The organism is Streptomyces sp. TLI_053 (genome assembly GCF_900105395.1).
Lineage (GTDB): Bacteria > Actinomycetota > Actinomycetes > Streptomycetales > Streptomycetaceae > Kitasatospora.
This window is the reverse complement of record NZ_LT629775.1, coordinates 3,104,118-3,122,298: the sequence shown is the minus strand read 5'-3', so window position 1 is coordinate 3,122,298 and position 18,181 is coordinate 3,104,118. Positions and strand designations below refer to the sequence as shown.

Annotated in this window: 23 protein-coding genes; 12 read left to right on the top strand and 11 right to left on the bottom strand. The window is 74.7% G+C overall.

What is annotated here, in order from left to right; translation table 11 throughout:
- The first annotated feature begins 60 nt into the window (after nucleotides 1-60).
- Nucleotides 61-381: a hypothetical protein gene (locus BLU95_RS12215; RefSeq protein ID WP_093860042.1), complete on the top strand. Its 321-nt coding sequence runs from the start codon at nucleotides 61-63 to the stop codon at nucleotides 379-381.
- Here BLU95_RS12215 and cobC read toward each other — a convergent pair whose 3' ends face one another.
- Nucleotides 382-1,497, bottom strand: a complete 1,116-nt coding sequence (gene cobC / locus BLU95_RS12210; RefSeq protein ID WP_093860041.1) for an Rv2231c family histidinol phosphate aminotransferase CobC — start codon at nucleotides 1,495-1,497, stop codon at nucleotides 382-384.
- The gene (locus BLU95_RS12205; RefSeq protein WP_093864824.1) at nucleotides 1,494-2,021 is read right to left on the bottom strand and encodes a cobalamin biosynthesis protein; all 528 of its coding nucleotides are present in this window, start codon (nucleotides 2,019-2,021) and stop codon (nucleotides 1,494-1,496) included. Before BLU95_RS12205 ends, cobC begins: the two co-directional genes overlap by 4 nt.
- A gap of 607 nt (nucleotides 2,022-2,628) precedes the next feature.
- Here BLU95_RS12205 and BLU95_RS12200 point away from each other — a divergent pair.
- From BLU95_RS12200 to BLU95_RS12170, 7 genes are all read left to right on the top strand, one after another.
- Nucleotides 2,629-3,540 (top strand): alkaline phosphatase family protein, encoded by a 912-nt coding sequence (locus tag BLU95_RS12200; RefSeq protein ID WP_093860040.1) that lies wholly within the window; start codon nucleotides 2,629-2,631, stop codon nucleotides 3,538-3,540.
- Between the two features lie 5 nt (nucleotides 3,541-3,545).
- Entirely contained in the window at nucleotides 3,546-4,985 is a 1,440-nt protein-coding gene (locus tag BLU95_RS12195) for an MFS transporter (RefSeq protein ID WP_093860039.1), read from the top strand.
- Entirely contained in the window at nucleotides 4,982-6,025 is a 1,044-nt protein-coding gene (locus tag BLU95_RS12190) for a TolB family protein (protein WP_093860038.1), read from the top strand. The genes BLU95_RS12195 and BLU95_RS12190 overlap by 4 nt, the downstream gene beginning before the upstream one ends.
- Nucleotides 6,026-6,220: 195 nt before the next feature.
- On the top strand, nucleotides 6,221-7,111 hold the full coding sequence (locus tag BLU95_RS12185; RefSeq protein ID WP_093860037.1) for a hypothetical protein: 891 nt from the start codon (nucleotides 6,221-6,223) through the stop codon (nucleotides 7,109-7,111).
- A gap of 63 nt (nucleotides 7,112-7,174) precedes the next feature.
- On the top strand, nucleotides 7,175-7,750 hold the full coding sequence (locus BLU95_RS12180; RefSeq protein ID WP_093860036.1) for a Uma2 family endonuclease: 576 nt from the start codon (nucleotides 7,175-7,177) through the stop codon (nucleotides 7,748-7,750).
- Between the two features lie 48 nt (nucleotides 7,751-7,798).
- Entirely contained in the window at nucleotides 7,799-8,686 is an 888-nt protein-coding gene (locus tag BLU95_RS12175) for a hypothetical protein (RefSeq protein ID WP_093860035.1), read from the top strand.
- Nucleotides 8,687-8,797: 111 nt separating this feature from the next.
- Nucleotides 8,798-9,337 carry a hypothetical protein gene (locus BLU95_RS12170; RefSeq protein WP_231978531.1) on the top strand — a complete coding sequence of 180 codons (540 nt, stop codon included), beginning with the start codon at nucleotides 8,798-8,800 and terminating at the stop codon, nucleotides 9,335-9,337.
- 15 nt (nucleotides 9,338-9,352) lie between these two features.
- Here the strand turns inward: BLU95_RS12170 and BLU95_RS12165 are convergent, their stop codons facing one another.
- Nucleotides 9,353-9,970: a TOPRIM nucleotidyl transferase/hydrolase domain-containing protein gene (locus BLU95_RS12165; RefSeq protein WP_093864822.1), complete on the bottom strand. Its 618-nt coding sequence runs from the start codon at nucleotides 9,968-9,970 to the stop codon at nucleotides 9,353-9,355.
- A 211-nt stretch (nucleotides 9,971-10,181) separates the two neighbouring features.
- Here BLU95_RS12165 and BLU95_RS43255 point away from each other — a divergent pair, with 211 nt between their 5' ends.
- On the top strand, nucleotides 10,182-10,514 hold the full coding sequence (locus BLU95_RS43255; protein ID WP_093860034.1) for a hypothetical protein: 333 nt from the start codon (nucleotides 10,182-10,184) through the stop codon (nucleotides 10,512-10,514).
- 241 nt (nucleotides 10,515-10,755) lie between these two features.
- On the opposite strand, the gene BLU95_RS12155 is transcribed toward BLU95_RS43255, so the two are convergent.
- Nucleotides 10,756-11,154, bottom strand: coding sequence for a hypothetical protein (locus tag BLU95_RS12155; RefSeq protein WP_093860033.1), 399 nt, complete (start codon nucleotides 11,152-11,154; stop codon nucleotides 10,756-10,758).
- 63 nt (nucleotides 11,155-11,217) lie between these two features.
- Complete coding sequence (locus BLU95_RS12150; RefSeq protein WP_093860032.1) at nucleotides 11,218-11,439, bottom strand: hypothetical protein; 222 nt, start codon at nucleotides 11,437-11,439, stop codon at nucleotides 11,218-11,220.
- Nucleotides 11,440-11,709: 270 nt separating this feature from the next.
- On the opposite strand from BLU95_RS12150, the gene BLU95_RS12145 reads away from it, so the two are divergent.
- Entirely contained in the window at nucleotides 11,710-12,012 is a 303-nt protein-coding gene (locus tag BLU95_RS12145; RefSeq protein WP_159424867.1) for a hypothetical protein, read from the top strand.
- Nucleotides 12,013-12,052: 40 nt separating this feature from the next.
- Here BLU95_RS12145 and BLU95_RS12140 read toward each other — a convergent pair whose 3' ends face one another.
- Nucleotides 12,053-13,102, bottom strand: coding sequence for a hypothetical protein (locus tag BLU95_RS12140; RefSeq protein WP_093860030.1), 1,050 nt, complete (start codon nucleotides 13,100-13,102; stop codon nucleotides 12,053-12,055).
- Between the two features lie 77 nt (nucleotides 13,103-13,179).
- Complete coding sequence (locus tag BLU95_RS12135; protein WP_093860029.1) at nucleotides 13,180-13,587, bottom strand: RidA family protein; 408 nt, start codon at nucleotides 13,585-13,587, stop codon at nucleotides 13,180-13,182.
- Nucleotides 13,588-13,736: 149 nt separating this feature from the next.
- Between BLU95_RS12135 and BLU95_RS12130 the strand changes: the two genes are divergently transcribed.
- The gene (locus tag BLU95_RS12130; RefSeq protein WP_093864821.1) at nucleotides 13,737-14,090 is read left to right on the top strand and encodes a winged helix-turn-helix transcriptional regulator; all 354 of its coding nucleotides are present in this window, start codon (nucleotides 13,737-13,739) and stop codon (nucleotides 14,088-14,090) included.
- On the opposite strand, the gene BLU95_RS12125 is transcribed toward BLU95_RS12130, so the two are convergent.
- Nucleotides 14,087-14,845 carry an NUDIX hydrolase gene (locus BLU95_RS12125; RefSeq protein WP_093860028.1) on the bottom strand — a complete coding sequence of 253 codons (759 nt, stop codon included), beginning with the start codon at nucleotides 14,843-14,845 and terminating at the stop codon, nucleotides 14,087-14,089. The genes BLU95_RS12130 and BLU95_RS12125 overlap by 4 nt on opposite strands.
- A 4-nt stretch (nucleotides 14,846-14,849) precedes the next feature.
- Nucleotides 14,850-15,083, bottom strand: a complete 234-nt coding sequence (locus BLU95_RS12120; RefSeq protein WP_353653558.1) for a DUF397 domain-containing protein — start codon at nucleotides 15,081-15,083, stop codon at nucleotides 14,850-14,852.
- Between the two features lie 147 nt (nucleotides 15,084-15,230).
- On the opposite strand from BLU95_RS12120, the gene BLU95_RS12115 reads away from it, so the two are divergent.
- Nucleotides 15,231-15,836, top strand: coding sequence for a hypothetical protein (locus tag BLU95_RS12115; RefSeq protein WP_159424866.1), 606 nt, complete (start codon nucleotides 15,231-15,233; stop codon nucleotides 15,834-15,836).
- A 260-nt stretch (nucleotides 15,837-16,096) separates the two neighbouring features.
- Here the strand turns inward: BLU95_RS12115 and BLU95_RS12110 are convergent, their stop codons facing one another.
- Nucleotides 16,097-17,230 carry a serine hydrolase domain-containing protein gene (locus tag BLU95_RS12110; protein ID WP_093860026.1) on the bottom strand — a complete coding sequence of 378 codons (1,134 nt, stop codon included), beginning with the start codon at nucleotides 17,228-17,230 and terminating at the stop codon, nucleotides 16,097-16,099.
- A gap of 223 nt (nucleotides 17,231-17,453) precedes the next feature.
- Nucleotides 17,454-17,993: an RICIN domain-containing protein gene (locus tag BLU95_RS41445; RefSeq protein ID WP_107452535.1), complete on the bottom strand. Its 540-nt coding sequence runs from the start codon at nucleotides 17,991-17,993 to the stop codon at nucleotides 17,454-17,456.
- Between the last annotated feature and the right edge of the window lie 188 nt (nucleotides 17,994-18,181).

The following is an 18,181-nucleotide window of genomic DNA, read 5'->3' as shown; positions in this document are numbered from 1 at the left end:
CCGGTTGCCGTTCGGAGAGGTCCCACGAGTACCAGAAACGAGTCCGGGGAGGCGACCGGGATGGGCGGCGGGCACCGGCAGTTCGAGGGCACGGCGGGCGAGGGCGTGGACGGCGAGGGCGTGGACGGCGAGGAGACGGACCGGAACGCGGGCGGACGGGCGGCGCGCCGCGCACGCTGGGCGGTGGTCGCGATGGCCGGGGCGACCCTGACGGTGGTGCTCCTGACCTCGGGGGACGGCGGGTCGGGCGGGCGTTCGGCGCCGATCACGGTGGTGGTGACGACGCCCTCGGGCACGCCGACGCTCACCCTCCCGGGTCCGGTCCCGGGCTCGGGGCCGGTCGGGACGTCCGCCGCCCTCGGCCGCCCCGCCAACCCCTAGCTAGGAATTGTCGGACGACCTCGGCCAGGAATTGTCGGACGGCCTCCGGCCCAGGGCCTCGGCGAGCGCGGCGAGGAACGCGTCCGCGGTGCCCTCGTCCCGGACGGCGATCCGGAGCCAGTCCGGGCCGAGGCCGGGGAAGGTGTCGCCCCGGCGGACGGCGAAGCCGCGTTCGCGCAGCCGGTCGCGCACGGCGTCCGCGCCGGGCAGCTCAACCAGCACGAAGGAGGCCGCCGGTTCGCCGTGCACCCGGACCTCGGGGAGGGCGGCCAGGCCCTTCAGCAGGTGGTCGCGCCGGAGGCCGAGCTCGTGCGCGGCCTGCTCGGCCTCGTCCAGCGCCGCCGGGGCCGAGCAGACCTCGGCCGCGACCAGGGCCGGGGTGGAGACCGGCCAGAGCGGCTGGGCGGCGGCGAGTGCGGCGATCAGCGGGGCCGGGCCGAGCACGTAGCCGATCCGCAGCCCGGCCAGGCCCCAGGTCTTGGTGAGGCTGCGCAGGACCACCACCCGGCCCGGCAACTCCCGTGCGTCGGCCAGGGACTCGCTCTCCCCGGGCACGGTGTCCATGAACGCCTCGTCGATCACCAGGGTGCGGCCGGGCCGGGCCAGCGCGGCGACGGCGGCGGCCGGGTGGAGCACGGAGGTGGGGTTGGTGGGGTTGCCGAGCACGACCAGGTCGGACTCCTCCGGGACGGCGCCGGTGGTCAGCCGGAAGCCCTCGGCGGGGGAGAGCAGGGCGCGGTGCACCGGGTGCCCGGCGTCCCGCAGAGCGGCCTCGGGCTCGGTGAACTGGGGATGGACCACCGTGACATGACGTGGCGTCAGCACCCGGGCGAGCAGCACGAACGCCTCGGCGGCGCCGGAGGTGAGCAGTACCTCGTCCACCGGGCGGCCGTGCCGGGCGGCGACGGCGGCCCGGGCGGCGGTGCCGTCGGGGTACGCGGCGAGGTCGGCGAGGGTGGTGGCGAGGCGTGTGCGCAGCCAGGCCGGGGGCGTGCCGGTGCGGACGTTGACGGCGAGGTCGACCAGGCCGGCGCCACCGTCGCGGACCTCGGCGTCGCCGTGGTGGCGCAGGTCCGGCTCGGGCGTCCCGGGTCCGGCGGGCGAGTGGGGGGTCACGGCTGCTCTCCTGCGTTCCGGGGGTGGGGGGTGCGGGCGACGGCGGCCGTCGCGGACGCGGTCTTCCGTTTGGCGACGAGGAGTTCGCCGCCGCCCGTCGCCGCCAGCGCCGCCGCCTCGGCCACGCTGACCGTGCCGACCGCCGCGCCGACGGTGCCGGACGGGTTCGGCACCCGGACGGCGGCCAGCGCCTCGGCCGGGTACTCGGCCACGGGGACGCCGAGCGCCGCCGCGGCCGTCCGGACGGCGGGGTGGCCGCCCTTGCCGGCGAGGGTCGCGAGCGCGCGGACGGTGTCGGCGGGCAGTCCGGCTCCGGCGAGGGTGTGCCGGATCAGCTCCAGCAACTCGCTCCGGGTGGCGGTCGCGCGCACGCCCACGCCGACGACGAGGCCCGGGCCGTCGGCGACGTGCTCGCCGACGAGGTGCTCGTCGACGACGTGCTCGCCGACGACGCCCGCGCCGACGACGGGCCCCGCATCGTCGACGGACCCGCCGTCGTCCGGGGCGCGCCCCGTACCGCGCACACCGTGCGCACCGCGCGCACCGTGCACGCCGCGAGCGCCCCGCGCGTCCTGCGCGGTCCACGCCCCCGGAGTGCTCCCGTCGCCCCGCGGGCCCGGGCCGTCGGGCAGGCCGGCCCCGTCCCGCTCCGGATCCCTCACGCCGCGCTCACCGTCCGCTCACGTCCCGCTCCTCCACGTCATCCGCCCGACACCCGCCCGAAGGCCGGACGCCGGCCGGCGCGGCCCGGCGGCCACCGGGGGCGGCCGAAATCCGCCGCTCCCCGCCCGGGCGGAATGCCGCAGGTCAGGGCGATACCGGGCGTCGGGGCCGCCGGAAATCCCACCACGCCCGCGACGGACGGGTCAATCGGGCCGAATGTGACGTTCCCCCGGCTCCGGCCGACGGCGAAGCTCGGCCACCGATCCCTGTTCGCCTGTTCTTCACCTCTCCGCCGAGGCCCGCGCCACCGGGCCGCTCCTACTGTTTGCGGCGCTCCGAAACCGCCGCCGCCCCGACCGGCGGTGCTCTCCCACCCGGCAGTACCCGGCGGCCGGGAAAGCCTGCCCTGCCCGCCGCCGTTCCCGACGCACGGAGGACACCATGCCCGAAACTCCGGACACTGTTGACATGAGCGCCACCACCCCGAGCGCCGGGGGTGCCGCCCCGAGCCGCCCCCGCCGCCGCACGCTGACCGCCTCGGCCGCCGGGCTCGGCCTCGTCGCCGGCTCGCTCGGCCTCTGGGCCGCCACCGGCACCGCCGCGCAGGCCGCCGCCCTGCCGACGCCCGACCACGTGGTCGTCGTCGTCCTGGAGAACCACGCCTACACCCAGGTCATCGGCAGCTCCAGCGCGCCGTACATCAACAACACCCTCAAGGCCGGCGGCGCCACCCTCACCCAGTCCTTCGGGCTCACCCACCCCAGCGAGCCCAACTACTACCAGCTGTTCTCCGGCTCCAACCAGGGCCGCACCGACGACAGTTGCGTCTCCGTCGGCTCCATCAACAAGCCGAACCTCGCCTCCGAGCTGATCGCCGCCGGCAAGACCTGGGGCAGCTACAACGAGGGCCTGCCGAGCCAGGGCTCGACCGTCTGTTCCAGCGGCAAGTACGCGCAGAAGCACAACCCGTGGTTCGGCTTCTCCAACGTGCCGACCAACACCGCGTACACCATGACGCAGTTCCCGACGAACTACGCGACCCTGCCGAAGGTCTCCTTCGTCGTCCCGGACCTCTGCAACGACATGCACGACTGCTCGGTCGGCACCGGCGACACCTGGATCAAGAACAAGCTCGGCGCCTACGCCACCTGGGCCAAGGCCAACAACAGCCTCCTCGTCGTCACCTTCGACGAGGACAACCGCCTCTCCGGCAACCGCATCCCCACCGTCTTCTACGGCGCCCACGTCACCCCGGGCTCCACCACCGCCACCACGTACAACCACTACAACGTGCTGCGCACCCTGGAGGACCTCGCCGGCCTGACCAGCCACGCGGGCAACGCCGCCACCGCCGCCACCATCACCGGCATCTGGAACTGACGCCCGTGTACGTCGCGGACTCCCGCAGCTCCAAGGCCCCCGTCGCCCCGGCCGAGACCCGGCCGGGGCGGCGGGAGGCCGCCGACGGCACCGGCACCGCCCACGGCACAGGCACCGCCGACGGCACCGCCACCGCCGACGGCCGCCGCACCGCCGTCCGGGCGGCCGTCCCCGGCACCGTGGTGGTCCTGGGCGTGGTCAGCCTGGTCACCGACGTCTCGTCCGAGATGGTCAGCGCCGTCCTGCCGCTCTACCTGCTCACCGGCCTCGGCCTGTCCCCGCTCGGCTTCGGCCTGCTCGACGGCATCCAGAACGGCTTCAGCGCCGTCGTCCGCCTGCTCGGCGGCCACCTCGCCGACCGCCGGGGGCGCGACGGGGCGCCCCGGCACAAGGCCGTCGCCGCCGTCGGCTACGGGCTGTCCGCGCTCTGCAAGCCGCTGCTGCTGCTCGTCCACACCGTGCCGCTGATCGGTGCCGTGCTCGCCGCCGACCGCACCGGAAAGGGCCTGCGCACCGCCCCGCGGGACGCGATGATCTCGCTCGCCACCGAACCGGCCCACCGCGGCCGGGCGTTCGGCGTGCACCGGGCGATGGACACGGCGGGCGCGCTGCTCGGCCCGCTCACCGCCTTCCTCGTCCTGCGGCTGGCGGGCGGCCCGGTGCTCGCCGACGGCGGCCAGCAGCAGGGCTACCACGCGGTGTTCGCGGTCAGCGGCTGCGTCGCGGTGCTCGGCGTCCTGGTCCTGCTGCTGTTCGTGCCGAACCGGCTCGACGGCGCCGAACCGACCTCCGACGCCCGCCCCCGGCTGCGGGACGGGCTCGCGCTGCTGCGCATCCCCGGCCTGCGCCGGCTCACCGTGTGCGCGGTGCTGCTCGGCCTCACCACCGTCAGCGACTCCTTCCTCTACCTGCTGGTGCAGCGCCGGCTCGGCCTCTCCGTCGAGTACTTCCCGCTGCTGCCGCTCGGCACCGCGGGCGCCTTCCTGCTGCTCGCCGTGCCGCTCGGCGCGCTCGCCGACCGGATCGGCCGCCGCCGGCTGTTCCTGGCCGGGCACGGCGTCCTGCTGCTCGCCTACGGCCTGCTGCTGTCGCCGCTGGACGGCCCGGTCGCCGTGGTCTGCGTCCTGCTGCTGCACGGCTCCTTCTACGCCGCCACGGACGGCGTGCTCGCCGCCGCCGCGGCCGACACCGTCCCCGCCGAGCGGCGCGGCGCCGGCCTCGCCCTGGTCGGCACCGGGCAGGCGCTGGCCCGGTTCGCCTGCTCGCTGGCGTTCGGCGCGCTGTGGAGCGCGGTCGGCGGCACCACCGCGCTGACCTGGTCGGCGCTGGCGCTGGCCGGCTGCGTCACCGGCGCGGCGTTCGTCCTGCGCGGACCCGGTGACAAGCCCGTCACGACTCCCGGCGGGCCCGCCCCCACGACCGACGACCCCGAGGTGCCCTCGTGACCACCGCCGCCACCACCCTCCCCAACCGCACCCGGGTGCTGATCCTGCTGGTCGCCGTCGTCCTGCTCGGCGCGGTCGGCACCGGCGCCGTGCTGTGGGCCTCGGACCGCTCCGCCGAGCGCGACCGCACCCAGGCCGGCGGCCCGGTCGTCACCCGGGGCGAGGTGACCCTCAAGGACCCGGCCGCCCGGCAGCTGGTCTTCCGCAACATGGCCTGGGGCCCGCACCGCGACGAGGTCGTCACCGTCCCCGCCGGGCACCCCGACGGCCCGCGCACCTCCTCCGGCGTCCAGTGCCTGCGCTTCTACGCCGCCGCCGGCACCGGCATCTGCCTGCGGGCCGACCGGGGCGCCCTCCAGGACACCTACCGGGCCGTCGTCCTCGACGACCACCTGCGCGAACTGCGCTCCTTCCCGGCCGCCGGCATCCCCACCCGCTCCCGGGTCTCGCCCTCCGGCCACCTCGCCGCCTGGACCGTCTTCGTCAGCGGCGACTCCTACGCGGGCACCGACTTCTCCACCCGCACCTCGATCGTCGACGTCCGCGACTGGAACCTCCGGGAGAACCTGGAGGAGTTCGACGTGGTCAAGGACGGCAAGCCGTACCGGGCGCCGGACGTCAACGTCTGGGGCGTGACCTTCGCCGACGACAACACCTTCTACGCCACCGTCGCCACCGGCGGCCAGACCTACCTGGTCCGCGGCGACCTCGCCGCCCGCACCCTCACCACCCTGCACCAGAACGTCGAGTGCCCGTCCCTCTCCCCGGACGGCACCCGGGTCGCCTACAAGAAGCGCGTCCCCGGCGCCTCCGAGGACGCCCCCTGGCGGCTGTACGTGCTCGACCTCGCCACCATGACCGAGACCGCCACCGCCGAGCAGCGCAGCATCGACGACCAGGCCGTCTGGTCCGACGACCGCACCCTGCTGTACGCCATGCCCGGCGACTTCGGCGCCGACCTGTGGACCGTCCCCGCCGACGGGAGCGGCGCGGCCGGCCGGCTGCTGGAGGCCGCGGTGGCGCCCGCGTACCTGGGCTGAGCGGAGGGCTGAACGGAGGGCCGGAGGGAGGTCCGGGCGGACGACCGGGTGGACGGCCGGGCGGCGGGTGCACGAGGGGTGATCGGGGTGGTTGGTTCCATTCGGAACTCGGAGCGTAGGGTCCAGGACGAGCAGCACGCGTGGCCGCGCCCCCTACCGGGCGGCCACGACGACGGACCGGGGGAGCGGGGAACAGTGAGGCAACGAGGGCCCGACGGCGGATCGCCGCCCGAGCGTGCGACCAGCGACTCCTGGCCGGCCCTGCACGGGCGGCCGGTGCTGCGCCGTACCGTCGCGATCGGCCTGGTGGTCTTCGTGTCGGTGCTGGCGGCCCTCGCCGTCCGCGGCGTCAACGCGCTCACCGTCGGCCGGGGCGCCATCGAGACCGACCGCGACCGCGCCGAACTGCTGGCCGGGCTGCACCCCTCCCAGCACCCGGGCGCGGGCCGCTACTACGTCCCGGTCGGCGCCGTCTACACGCGCGGGGCGGACGGCCTGCCCGTCGCCTATCTGCACTACCGGCTGGCGGGCGGGCGCGAGGTCGGCATCGGCGACTTCCTGCGCACCTACGACCTGCCCGCCCCCGGCGCGGTCGCCCCGCTGCCCGCCGACCTCACCGAGGCCTTGGGCGGCGACGAACCGGCCTCGGCACCGGAACTGGGCGCGCCGCTGCCGGCTTCGGCCTCGCCCTACGCCTCCCCTTCCACTTCCCCTTCCCCGTCCGCGTTGCCCACCACGCCGCCTGCCGGGTCGCCCTCGGCCCCGCGCTCCGACTCGCCCTGGACGCCGGTCGACGAGGCGCCGACCGACGCCGCGGCCCCGGACGCCGTTGCCCCCGACGCCGACCCGGCGGACACCGACGGGCCCGCCGCCGAAGCCGCCGACCCGGAGCCCACGGAGCACATCGCCCCGGCCGTCGACCCCGCCGCCGAGCCCGGCCCCACGCCGACCCCGGCACCCGAGGACACCGAGGCTTCCCTCCTCGGCACCGACTCCACCCACAACCGGGCCCGCCGGATCTACGTCGCCCCCGACCCGGGCGGCCTCCCCGGCGCCGCCGACATCTACGTCCGCGCCACCGGCTGACGGCGCCGGGCGGTACGGTCTTCGGCGGAACCCCTGTGGGGGCGCGTCCGGAGGGGGACCGACATGATCACCCGTGACCGTCCGCAGATGAGCCTCGAAGCCTTCGAGGCGATCGCCAGGACCGCCGCCCGCCACGACGTCGTCCTGGAGTTCGTCGGCGGCGAGCTCGGGGTCCGGCCCGCGCCCGACGGCGACCGCGCCCAGATCCTCGCGTGGCTCCAGCGGGCATGCGCCCGTTCGCGGCCGGACCTCTGGCTCTTCGTCCGGCAGGGCCTGCGCCTGCTCCCGCCCCACCGGGCCGGTGCCGCCCGCCCCGACGGCGCCCTCGCGCCCGCCGAGCACTTCGCCGGCCAGGGGGAGTGGGCGGACTCCCGCGGCGTCCTGCTGGTCGCGGAGGTCACCTCGTTCGACCGGCGCGCCGACGAGCGGGACCGGGTCGGCAGGCCCCGGGCGTACGCGGAGAGCGGCATCCCGATCCACCTGCTGGTCGACCGGGACAGTGACACGGTCACCGTCCACAGTGAGCCGGTCGACGGCCGGTACCGCACGATCCGGAGCTACGACTACGGCGAGCGGGTCGAGCTTCCCGGTCTCGGCGTGGTGCTCGACACCGAGGAACTCAAGGACTGCAGCCGCTGAACCAACCCTGTTGCCGGTGTTGTCGGTTGGCCGTGCTGTACTCCCGCCATGACGCTTGAGAACAGCACGCCGCCGCCCGGCCGTTCCGCGGAGTGGGCGGCCACCCTGGCCGGGGCCTTCGGAGAGATCCTCGGCCGGCCGTTGGACGAGTACGGGGACCAGGACGCCCGCTACGGCGCCTACTACGGCGGCAATTTCCTCGACGAGGCCGAACTCGACCACGACCCGGTGTGGGTCGGCCGGGCCGCGCTCGCGGGGGAGGAGGCGGTCGCCACCGGCGACCTGCTGCTCACCCCGCCCGGTGACACCGCCGAGACCGAGTTGGTGTTCGACGCCGGCCGCTCGCTGTTCTGGGTCGACCCGCGCGAACTGCCCGACGCGCTGGCCGCGTTCGGCGCCGAGCTGGCCGACGCCGTCGCGGCCTCCGAGGACGGTCAGTGGCGCGGCGCCGTGCTCGGCGCCGACCTCGGCCGGATAGCCGGGCGCCACGGCGTCGACCTCGCCTCGGCCGACCTGCCCCGCGAGCTGTGGACGCTCTGGCAGGGCCGGATCGCCTCCGGCGACACCCTGCTCGACGCCCTCTGCGCCGCCACCGGCCTGACCGCCGCCACCTCGCCCGACCTGGTCCCGGCCGGTCTCGGCGACACCGCCGACGAGGTGGAGGAGGAGGCCCACGACCTGGTCGCCGGGGTGACCGACCCCGCCCTGCGGGACTACCTGGCGGCCTTCTGCGACGAGGAGTCCCACGACCTCGCCCTCGTGCGGTTCGCCCCGGCCGACGACGACGATGACGATGACGACCAGGACGGCGACGAGGACGACTTCGACGAGGACGACTACGACGACTACGACGACTCGCAGGGCGGCACCGTCGTCGTGCGCTGGGACGGCGCGGTCGACCAGTACGAGGTCACCGTCCGCCGCGTGACCGCCTGACCGCCTGACCGTCCGCCGGTCCGTCCCGGGCCCTCCCGCGCGGAGGGCCCGGCGCCCGGCGGACGAATCCAGGGGATACAGTCGCGGGGCGAACCGATCTGCGGTGCGCGCGTGGAACCGAAGGAGCAGACCGTGGGCGAGGCCGTCTCCCCCGAGACCGGTGCCGATACCGTGGACCCCCGCCGGGGCGCGGAGCTCGCGGCACGCTGGTGGAAGTGGGCACTGTCGGCCCCGGCGGAGCGCAGCCCGGTCGGTGACACCACCGGCGAGTTCGCCGACTGGCGGCAGCCCGAGGACGTCTGGTTCCTGGCCGGCACCTACGGCGGCCGGGTGGTGCGCCGCTGCCCCATCCCCGCCGGGAAGCCGGTCTTCTTCCCGGTCTTCAACACCCAGCGACTCGCCCTCGGCCTGTCCTCCGCGCCGTGGCGGGTCGAGACCTCCGGGGCGGAGGCGACGCTGAACGGTGTCCCGCTGCGGGTGCAGGAGTTCGCGTCCAGGCGCTTCCTGGCGATGGGCATCCCGCGCGTCGCCTGGGGCCAGTGGTGCGCCCTGGACCCGCTGGCGCCCGGTCAGTACGTGCTCTCCATCAAGGCGAGGGCGGGCGAGTTCTCGGTCGACACCACGTACCACCTGGACGCCGTCGCGTACTGACGGACGGCGCGCCGCTCACACCGCGGCGAGCAGGTCGCGCAGCGGGTCCGGCTCCTGCCCGGGGGCGAGGGCCCGCACCAGCAGGTGCCCGTAGCGGATCTTGCGGCCCTTCTTGGTGCCGAGGAACCGCCGCAGCCGCCCCTCGGCCGGGCGGCCCTGGTGGGCGGGCTGGCGGACGAAGGTCTGCCAGGCCGGCAGGTCGCCCTCGTCCCGGAGGATCTCCACGACCCGGTCCACGCCCAGCGCGCGGATCAACTCCTCCTCCAGGTCCGCCACACACACGAAGAACGCCTCGCCCGGCACTCCCGCCCGGTCGAGCCCGCGCTCGTAGAAGCCCTGCTCGTTCGCGTCGCACAGCCCGGTGAGCCGCAGCCCCAGCCCGGGCGGCCCGAGCAGTTCGGCGTAGCGGGCGACGTTCATCGCGCCACCCATCGAGACGACGGACACCCCGTCCCCGGCCAGGTCCCGGCCGCGTCGCGCCGCCAGCGTCTCCACGGCCGCGAGATCGCTCGGCCCCTCCACCAGAACGGCCGTCCGCACCCCCACCCGCCCGGCCAGTTCCCCCGCGGGCCCACCGGGTCCGCCCGCCGCCCACGCCGTGATCGCGTCCCGGAACGCTGCCATGTCCGCCATGCTGCGCATTCTGCTCCGCCGGACCGCCCGGAGCCCGCCATTTTCCCCGCGTCGGCCACCGCCGCTCCGGCCGCCGGACAGACTCCGGTGCCATGAGGAGGACGGGGATCACCGGCTACGAGCCGTCGTTTCTCTTCGGGATCGACGAGGTCCGACAGGCCCACGGAGCACGGTCGGCGGCGCTCGCCGGTCGCGGCTGACCGGCTTCGCGGTGGTCCGCTTCGGCGACGACTACTTGCGGATCATGAACGGCCTCGACGAGAACCACATCGAACTCGGCCCGGCCGCCCCGGAGTACGTCCGGTACCAGTTGCAGCGTCCGGAGCAGGAAGTCGGCCGGGCCGACTTCCTGCCGCCCCGGTCACGCTCCCGCCATGGCGGCCCCGTGCCGCTGCCGGGCGGCAACGCGGCCGCCCGGTTCACCGCCCGCCGTGGCGACGCCGCGCGGCCACGGCGGGAGCGCCCTGAAGTTGCGGCCGTAGCCGTGGCCGTGGCTCTAGCCGCCACAGCCGCCGACGCCCCGTCCCGGTCTCCTGCGTCGTGAGCCCCTCACGACGCAGGAGACCGTCGTGCCACCAGCACTTTGCAAAGCCGTCGGCGACTTTGCAAAGTCGCCGACCCTTGCTCTGAGAGCACTTTGCAAAGTCACTGATGACTTTGCAAAGTGCTCTCAGGGGAGGTGGCCCGGAGGGCAGCCGCTGCGAAGTGGAGCAGGAAGTCGGCGCGTCCGACGTCCTGCTCCACGGAGGCCGCTCCCGCCTCTCCCACCGGGACCGCCGGGGCCGTCAGCTGTAGGCGAGGCGTTCGATCTCGAAGAGCTGGGCGGCGCCGATCCGGCTCTCCTCCAGGGAGATCAGCCAGTCCAGCAGCTCCGGTCCGGCGTGCAGTTCGTCGCGGAAGCCGAGGCGGAGGTCGGCGAGCCCCGGGGGTGCGAGCCAGTGGTCGAGGGCGTCGTCGAAGTGGCGGTCGGCCGCCCCGGTCCGGGTCCCGGCCCAGACGGCGAGCCAGGGGGAGAGGCTTCCGGTGCTGACGGCGACGGTCTCCAGGACATCGGTGGCGCCTTCGTGGCCGGGGTACTCGTGCAGGGTAGAGCGCCACCAGGCGTCCCAGACCTCTTCCAGCGCCTGCTGTTGGGCGGGCGCCCAGTCCCGCCAACCCGCCGCGAGCAGCCGGGAGGCGATCATCCCGAAGCCGCTGTGCAGCCGGCCCGTGGTCAGGAGGCGGACGATCCGGGGTGTCGTCCGGTATTACAGGGCGGGGAAGTCGGCCCAGTGGTCGGTTGCTTCGAAGGCGACGGAGTGGACCAGGTCGTCCGGCAGCAGGTGCGCGGGCCCCGCGAGGGCTTCCAACTCGGCGACGGTGTAGCAGTGGGTGCAGCCGCCGATGGCGAACGGGGCTTCGGGGGGCAGCGCGAAGGCGGTGTCGAGCGCGTCGAGCGCGGCGCGGAGCTGCTGGGAGGGTCTGGTCATGCGGGGCACCTGCCGGGGGACCTCGTCCGGCCTGCCGGAGAAGGGGACGACGCTGTCACGCGGCCTGAGACGGCTGTCGTGGACGGAGTTCGTGCAGGAAGCGGGAAGTCGGTGGGGCCGACTTCCCGCGGGAGTATCGGCTACAGGTACGCGGCCGGCACTTCCACGCGCACGAGCGTCCTTCCGGATGCCCGGGCACGCCCGCCCGGCGCGGCACGAACTGCTGCCGGCCGATCGTCGGCGGGGATGATGGGTCCTGTGATCGGTCGGGTGAAGAGGTGGCGCGAGGCCAGGGCCGCCGAGCGGGCAGCGCGGTTCGTGGAGGAGTCCGTCGTCCTGGAGGCGCCGGGCGACCAGTCGTTGTGGGTGGTCTTCGAGCCGATGGGCAGCCTGTACGAGCTGCCGCCCGGCGAGAGTCTGACGGTCCGCTTCCGGGCGCGGGCGGAGGAGGGGTACGGCCTTGTGCGCAAGGACGACTACGTCTCGGTCAGCGCGGGGTCGGGCTGGATGACGGCGTGGACCTCGGCGGGTGCGGAGGTCGACATCGACACGGGGTGTCCCGAGTTCGAGTGACCGGGAGCGGGAAGTCGGAGCCGCCGACTTCCTGCTCCGACTACTCCGACTGCTCCGACCGGGCCGCCGCACCCGCCGTGGCCAGCCGGTGCATGACGGCCGGCGGGATCGCCGGGTTGGTGGCGGCGTCCTCGGCAGTGGCCGGGTCCCGGAGCAGGGCGGCCAGCAGGGCCGCGGGCAGGGCCGGGTGGCGGTGGGCGGCGCGGCGGACCTCGGGGTCGGGGTCGTGGGCGAGCCGTTCGGCAAGGGCGGCGTCGGACGCCGGGTCGTCGAGGGCGAGCAGGCGCAGGCGCGGGCGGGGGTCGTCGGCGAAGCGCAGCAGGCCGTGGCGGGGGAAGTTCGGGTGGTCGCGCGGACCGGCGGGGAAGGAACGGGTGCCGTCCCAGCCGTCCGCCCAGAGGTCGAGCAGCAGCCAGGACGGGGCGTCGTCGCAGGACTCGGTGAGGAACAGCCGGACGGCGAAGTCCTCGTCACGTGCCAGGAGTTCGGCGACATCGGCGGGGAGCCGGGGCGCCCGGGCGACGCTGCGGCGGATCCAGAGGCTCGACGAGGAGGCCAACTGCCGCATGGCGTCGGGGTCGTCGAACAGAGCGGCGACCCACCACAGGCCGTAGGTGCGGTCCCGGGCGTCGATGCCCGGTACGGCGTCGGCCAGTTCGGCGATCTCCGCCGGGGTCGCGGGCGGCCGGGCGTCGGTGTCCGGCGCGGGGGCGACGCCCCGCCACTGCCGGGGCCGGCGTTCGCGGAGCGCGGCCGCGTCCGCCGCGAGTTCCGTCAGCAGGGCGTGCTCCGGCCCGCCGGCCCGGGCGGCGAGCAGCCGTTCCCACTGGGCGGCCGAGAGGCGCCCGCTGTCGGCGGCCCGGCCCCACACCCGGCGGTCGGGGTGGTCCACCGCCGCGTCCAGGACGGCGGACGGCAGGTCGGCGCGGTGGAGGAGGAGCTCCGGCCGCCCGGCGTCCAGGAGCCGGACGAGGACGTCGTCCGGCGCGGCCGGGTTGCGGCCGAGCCCCCGCACCCATGCCTTCCCGAGCGCGGCGGACGGCGCGGGCGCTTCGAGGAGCGCCGCCCAGGGGTCCTGCTGATGATCCATTCCCGCAGGGTAGTGCGCGCGGGAAGTCGGCCGCTCCGACTTCCCGCGCGGGCACCGGGCACCCGGCGGCCCCGGATTCAGTCGAGGACGGCGACGGCCTCGATCTCCACCAGGTGCTCGGGCACGTCCAGGGCCGCCACGCCGAGCATGGTGGCCGGCGGGGCGGCGGTGGTCCCGAGTTTCGCCGTCGCCCGCGCGATGCCGTCCAGGAGCTGCGGCATCTTCTCGGGTGCCCAGTCCACGACGTGCACGTTCAGCTTCACGACGTTCGCGAAGCCGGCCCCGGCGGAGGCCAGGGCGGTGGCGACGTTGAGGTAGCACTGTTCGACCTGGGCGGCGAGGTCGCCCTCGCCGACGGTCGTGCCGTCGGCGTCCCAGGAGACCTGCCCGGCGACGTAGACCGTTCGCGAGCCGGAGGCGACGGCCACCTGGTGGTAGACGTCGATCACGGGCAGTCCCTCGGGGTTCGACAGGGTGATGGCCATGGTGGCTCCGCTCTCCTCGTGCTCTCTTGCGGTGACTCGATCACCGTAGGAGAGTGTCCGTTGACGTGGAAGAACGCACTCTTCGGTGACTGGGGAACCTCAAGGTGAGCAAGCAGGTCAACGGCTCGGCGAAGGACAGGGCCGACGCGATGCGGGCGGACTCCCTGGCCCGGGAGATCTTCTCGGACATCGCCAACAAGTGGGCGCTGCTGATCGTCGAGGCGGTCGGGGACGGCACCCTGCGCTTCACCGAGCTGCGCCGGGAGGTCGACGGCATCAGCCACAAGATGCTCACCCAGAACCTGCGCCTCCTGGAGCGCAACGGCCTGGTGGAGCGCACGGTGCACCCGACGGTGCCGCCGCGCGTCGAGTACACCCTCACCGGGCCGGGCCGGGCCCTGCGCGCCACGGTGGACGCCATGTGCGACTGGACGCACCGGCACCTGGACGCCATCGAGTCGGCCCGGCACCGCTTCGACGGCGAGGCCGGGGACACCCCCTAGGGTCGCCGTCCCGCCCGTCGGCGGGTGAGGTGGCGGAGCACCGGGGTCAGGTAGTCGGCGTGCGGGCCGGGCAGGCCCGGGAGGTCGGCGGGGGAGCGGACGAAGGCCAGCTCGACCAACTCCCGTTCCGGGGGCGCCAGGGCGGTGAAGCGCTCGCGCAGCGCGGCCTCGGGGAGGGGCGGGGCGAGGAAGAGCACGCCGACGCTGCCGTACTGGCCCCGGGTGACGGCCCGGAGTTCCAACTCGGCGGGGGAGGTGGTGACTCCGGTCTCCTCGGCCAGTTCGCGGACGGCGTTGCGGCGCAGCGCGGTGAGGTCGAGGCGCTCGCCGTCGGGCGGGGGTTCGACGGAGCCGCCGGGGAACTGCCAGCGTCCGGGGGCGGCGGTGGTGGGGGACATCCGGCCGACGAGCAGGCGGCCGTCGTCGGTGGTCTGGAGGACGCTGACGGAGAGGGACGCGGTGGGGGCGGTGGCGGAGGGGACGCGGCGCAGGGCGTAGTGGCGGTAGGTGACGCGCGACCAGGAGACGTGGAGTTCGCCGGGTCTGGGCCAGGAGGTGTCGGCGCAGGCGACGGCGGGTCCGTCGAAGAGGGTGGGATTGGCGAGGACCATGGTCGCCCAGACCTGGTCCCGGGCGTGCCGCTCCTCGGCGGTGAGGCGAGGGGCGGCGACCTCGGCGAGCCGGATCCGGCGCACGCCGAGGACTTCGGCGAGCGGTGGGGGCGGGGGTGGCGGCGGCGTGGCTGCGGCGGGCATCCGCCTATCGAAGCAGGACCGGCGGGCGCGGGTCAGCCGGACGCGGCGAGGGGCTAGAGGATGTCGAACTCGTCGTGCTTGACGGCGGTGACGAAGGCGCGCCAGGCGTCCGGGGGAAGAGGAGGGCGGGGCCGGCGGGGTCCTTGGAGTGTCGGACGGGGACGAGGTCAGGGTGGTCGTCGGCGATCTCGACACACTCGCCGCCTTGGCCGCTGTAGCTGCTCTTCCGCCACGACATGGTCCAGGAGTTCCCTTCTGTAGGCCTGGGATCCACGGTAGGTGAAGGGAAACTCGGGGGACAGAGGGCGTCCGGGCGGGGTAGGACTGCCGGGTGGAGTTGAGGACGACGGTGCACCGGGTTCGGCACGGTGGTGAGGAGTACCGGGTGGTGAAGGCCGTCCCGAGGTCGGGACGGGCTGTGCTGTTCCGGAAGGAACGGTCGCTGGACATGTTCGTGGACCTGGGGGGCGCGCGGAGTCTCGCGGTGGCCTGGGGGTTGGCGGCGCGGTCCCGGCGGTCGCTGGTGTACGTGCCGCTGCGGGCGGAGCGGGAGGGGCCGGGCGGGCTGCCGGGGTGGTTCCGTGCGCCGGTGGTGGACCTGGTGCTGGTGCAGGGCGGCTTGGGATTTCCCGTGTCGCGGTGGAAGGCGGTGCGGGCGGGGTTGGGGGCCGGCCGGTCGCAGGTGATGGAGATTCCGGAGACGGACTTCTCGGGGGAGAAGGAGCCGGAGGACTGGCGGCGGGACGAGTTGAGGTTCGGGTTCGCCGCCGAGACGTTGTTCCTGACCGGGAGTGCGGAGGCGTTCCGGTGGACGGGGGCGCAGGTGCACTCGCTGGTGCGGGAGGGTCCGGCTCGCGCGCTGGCGGGGACTCCGTGGTCGCCGTACGACAGTGTGATGCTGCATCACGCCGGGGATCTGACGGCGAAGGGTCCGGTGAGGGGGCCCGGCGTTCTGAACATCGAGTACGCGCACGGGTGGAGAGCGGGATGAGCCCCGACCGGTTCGGCGGTCGGGGCTCATCGGTCGTGCTGGGGTTCAGACGGTGCCGAACTCGTCGGCCTGGACGGCTGTGACGAAGGCGCGCCAGGCGTCGGAGGGAAGGAGTAGAGAAAGGCCTTCGTTCTGCAACGACTTGACGTAGCGTCAGCGCTGAGGGTGCCGACATGTGGAAGAGGCGCGGCCCCCGAACAGCGGGACGACAACATGCCGTCGCGGTTCCCGGCTCGGGTATCGCCCCCGGTTCCGGGTGCTCAGCCGCAGAACTCGGCCTCCGCGAGCTTGCGTTCGCCCGACGCCCAGTCGGCGTTGGTGTTGAACGAGGCGGTGTGCCGTCCGTCGCGGGTGGTCAGGGCCACCGTCGATGAGCCGTGGATGCCGCCGGTGTGGCCCCACGCGGTGACCCCGCAGCTGAGTTTCACGCTGCCGATGCCCAGGCCGGGGCCGCCGGCGGCGGGGACCATCTCGTCCATCTCGGCCTGCGGCAGCAGGCGCCCCTGCATCAGGGCGGAGTAGAAGCGGTTCAGGTCGGCGGTGGTGGAGATCATCTCCCCGGCCGCGCCGCCCCAGGAGGGGTTGAGTTCGGTGGTCTCCACCGGTGTGGCGGAGCCGCCGAACAGGGTGGAGTAGCCGACCGCGTGCGGCCGGGGCAGGCCGGCGGCGGTGCCGGGCAGGCTGGTCGCGCGGAGGCCGAGCGGCCGGAGGATCCGCTGCTCGATCTCCTGGCCGTACGGGTGCCCGGTCACCTTGGCGACGATCATCCCGGCCAGGACGAAGTTGGTGTTGGAGTACGAGCGGGAGCTTCCCGGTGCGAACAGCGGCGGGTGCGAGACCGCGGTGCGCACCAGGTCCTCGGGCCGGTAGGTGTCGTAGCGGTGCTTCAGGAAGTCGGGGCTCGCGAGCCGCTGGATCATCAGCGGGTCCTCGTCGTAGGAGAACAGTCCGCTGGTGTGCCCGAGCAGGTGCCGGACGGTGATCGTCGATCCGTCGTTCCCGTTGCCCTGCACCACGCCCGGGAGCCAGCGCTCCACCGGGTCGTCCAGGCCGAGCCGCCCTTCGGCCTTGAGCTGGAGCACCACGGTCGCGGTGAAGGTCTTCGTGAGGCTCCCGATCCTGAACCGCTCCTGCGGCGACCGGGGCCGCCCGGTCGTCCCGTCGGCGACCCCGACCGCTGCCGACCAGTTTCCGCCGTCCTCCCGGACGCCGGCTATCGTCCCGGGCAGGATCTCGTCCCGGAGGAGTTCCGTCATCGCCGTCCGGGTCGCGCTGTGCGATCCGTGCGACCCGTGTCCGCCCGCCGCCGCGGCCGACGTCACCGTGCCCGCCGTCACCGCGGTGGCCATCGCCATCGCGCCGAGTCCGCGCCGAAGCGCGCTGTGCCGAGCCATACCGACCTCCATGGGTCCGAATCGCCCGCCCCCCGCTGATCTCCCCAACGGCCCTGCCCCAGGCGATAGTTCCTGCCCGGACGGACCGGATTCCGCACCGCCTGCGGTTCGCCGGCGGGGCCCTGCCCGTCGGGGCCGAGTGCTGCGGCTGGCCCCGACGGATCCCACGGCTGCCGGGCGGGAACGGCTGCGCGCGTTCCCGCCGGTCGGTCGGACAGCCGGTTCAGTCGAACAGCCAGTACTGGTTGGCCTGGCTCCCGCAGTCCCACAGCATGACCACCGAGCTGCGCCCCCAGTTGTAGATGTCCGCGCACTGCCCGGGGAAGGCGATGCTCTCCAGGCGGGTCGGGCCGGAGGCGGAATCGATCTTCCAGGACTGCCCCAGGCCGTTGCCGCAGACGTTCTGGACGAGTTGCTCCCCGTGGCCCGGGGAGCCGTCGGCGCAGTACTGGCTGGCTTCGTTGCGGATGTTCCAGCCCCCGCTGACGCTGTTCCAGGAGAGGCTCCAGGACTGGTTGCTGCCGCCGTGGCAGTCCCACATCTGGACCCACGGCCCTCGGCCGAAGTCGTAGGCGTCCAGACACTTGCCGGCGGCCTCGGGGCTCGCACTGGTGATGGTGGAGGGCGGCCCGGGCTGCGCGGCAGCCGCCCCCACCGGAGCGGCTGCCGCGGGCTGGCCGGCCGCGGCGGCGGGCCCGGCGCACAGCGCCAGCGCGGCCCCGGTGGCCCCGAGGATCGGGCCGAGTCGCTCGGAAACCTTCATGCGTGGACTCCCGTGGTCGGACGGCATCGGTCCTCCGACGCTAGGGCCGTGCCGACGTCCGTGCACAGACGAGTACCGGCCGTTCGTGATCACAGCCGGGCGCCGTCGCCCCCGGCCGGCGGGCCGGGGCGGGCCCACCCCCTCGCGGTGCCGCCGCCACCCGGTGTCGGTAGAGTGCCCGGACCCAA

Excerpts from the sequence above, each read along its gene's own strand:
- BLU95_RS12215 (WP_093860042.1), top strand. The coding sequence starts at position 61 with ATGGGCGGCGGGCACCGGCAGTTCGAGGGCACGGCGGGCGAGGGCGTG.
- BLU95_RS12200 (WP_093860040.1), top strand. The coding sequence starts at position 2,629 with ATGAGCGCCACCACCCCGAGCGCCGGGGGTGCCGCCCCGAGCCGCCCC.
- BLU95_RS12180 (WP_093860036.1), top strand. The coding sequence starts at position 7,175 with ATGATCACCCGTGACCGTCCGCAGATGAGCCTCGAAGCCTTCGAGGCG.
- BLU95_RS12175 (WP_093860035.1), top strand. The coding sequence starts at position 7,799 with ATGACGCTTGAGAACAGCACGCCGCCGCCCGGCCGTTCCGCGGAGTGG.
- BLU95_RS12165 (WP_093864822.1), bottom strand. The coding sequence starts at position 9,970 with ATGGCGGACATGGCAGCGTTCCGGGACGCGATCACGGCGTGGGCGGCG.
- BLU95_RS12155 (WP_093860033.1), bottom strand. The coding sequence starts at position 11,154 with ATGATCGCCTCCCGGCTGCTCGCGGCGGGTTGGCGGGACTGGGCGCCC.
- BLU95_RS12150 (WP_093860032.1), bottom strand. The coding sequence starts at position 11,439 with ATGACCAGACCCTCCCAGCAGCTCCGCGCCGCGCTCGACGCGCTCGAC.
- BLU95_RS12140 (WP_093860030.1), bottom strand. The coding sequence starts at position 13,102 with ATGGATCATCAGCAGGACCCCTGGGCGGCGCTCCTCGAAGCGCCCGCG.
- BLU95_RS12135 (WP_093860029.1), bottom strand. The coding sequence starts at position 13,587 with ATGGCCATCACCCTGTCGAACCCCGAGGGACTGCCCGTGATCGACGTC.
- BLU95_RS12130 (WP_093864821.1), top strand. The coding sequence starts at position 13,737 with ATGCGGGCGGACTCCCTGGCCCGGGAGATCTTCTCGGACATCGCCAAC.
- BLU95_RS12125 (WP_093860028.1), bottom strand. The coding sequence starts at position 14,845 with ATGCCCGCCGCAGCCACGCCGCCGCCACCCCCGCCCCCACCGCTCGCC.
- BLU95_RS12120 (WP_353653558.1), bottom strand. The coding sequence starts at position 15,083 with ATGTCGTGGCGGAAGAGCAGCTACAGCGGCCAAGGCGGCGAGTGTGTC.
- BLU95_RS12110 (WP_093860026.1), bottom strand. The coding sequence starts at position 17,230 with ATGGCTCGGCACAGCGCGCTTCGGCGCGGACTCGGCGCGATGGCGATG.
- BLU95_RS41445 (WP_107452535.1), bottom strand. The coding sequence starts at position 17,993 with ATGAAGGTTTCCGAGCGACTCGGCCCGATCCTCGGGGCCACCGGGGCC.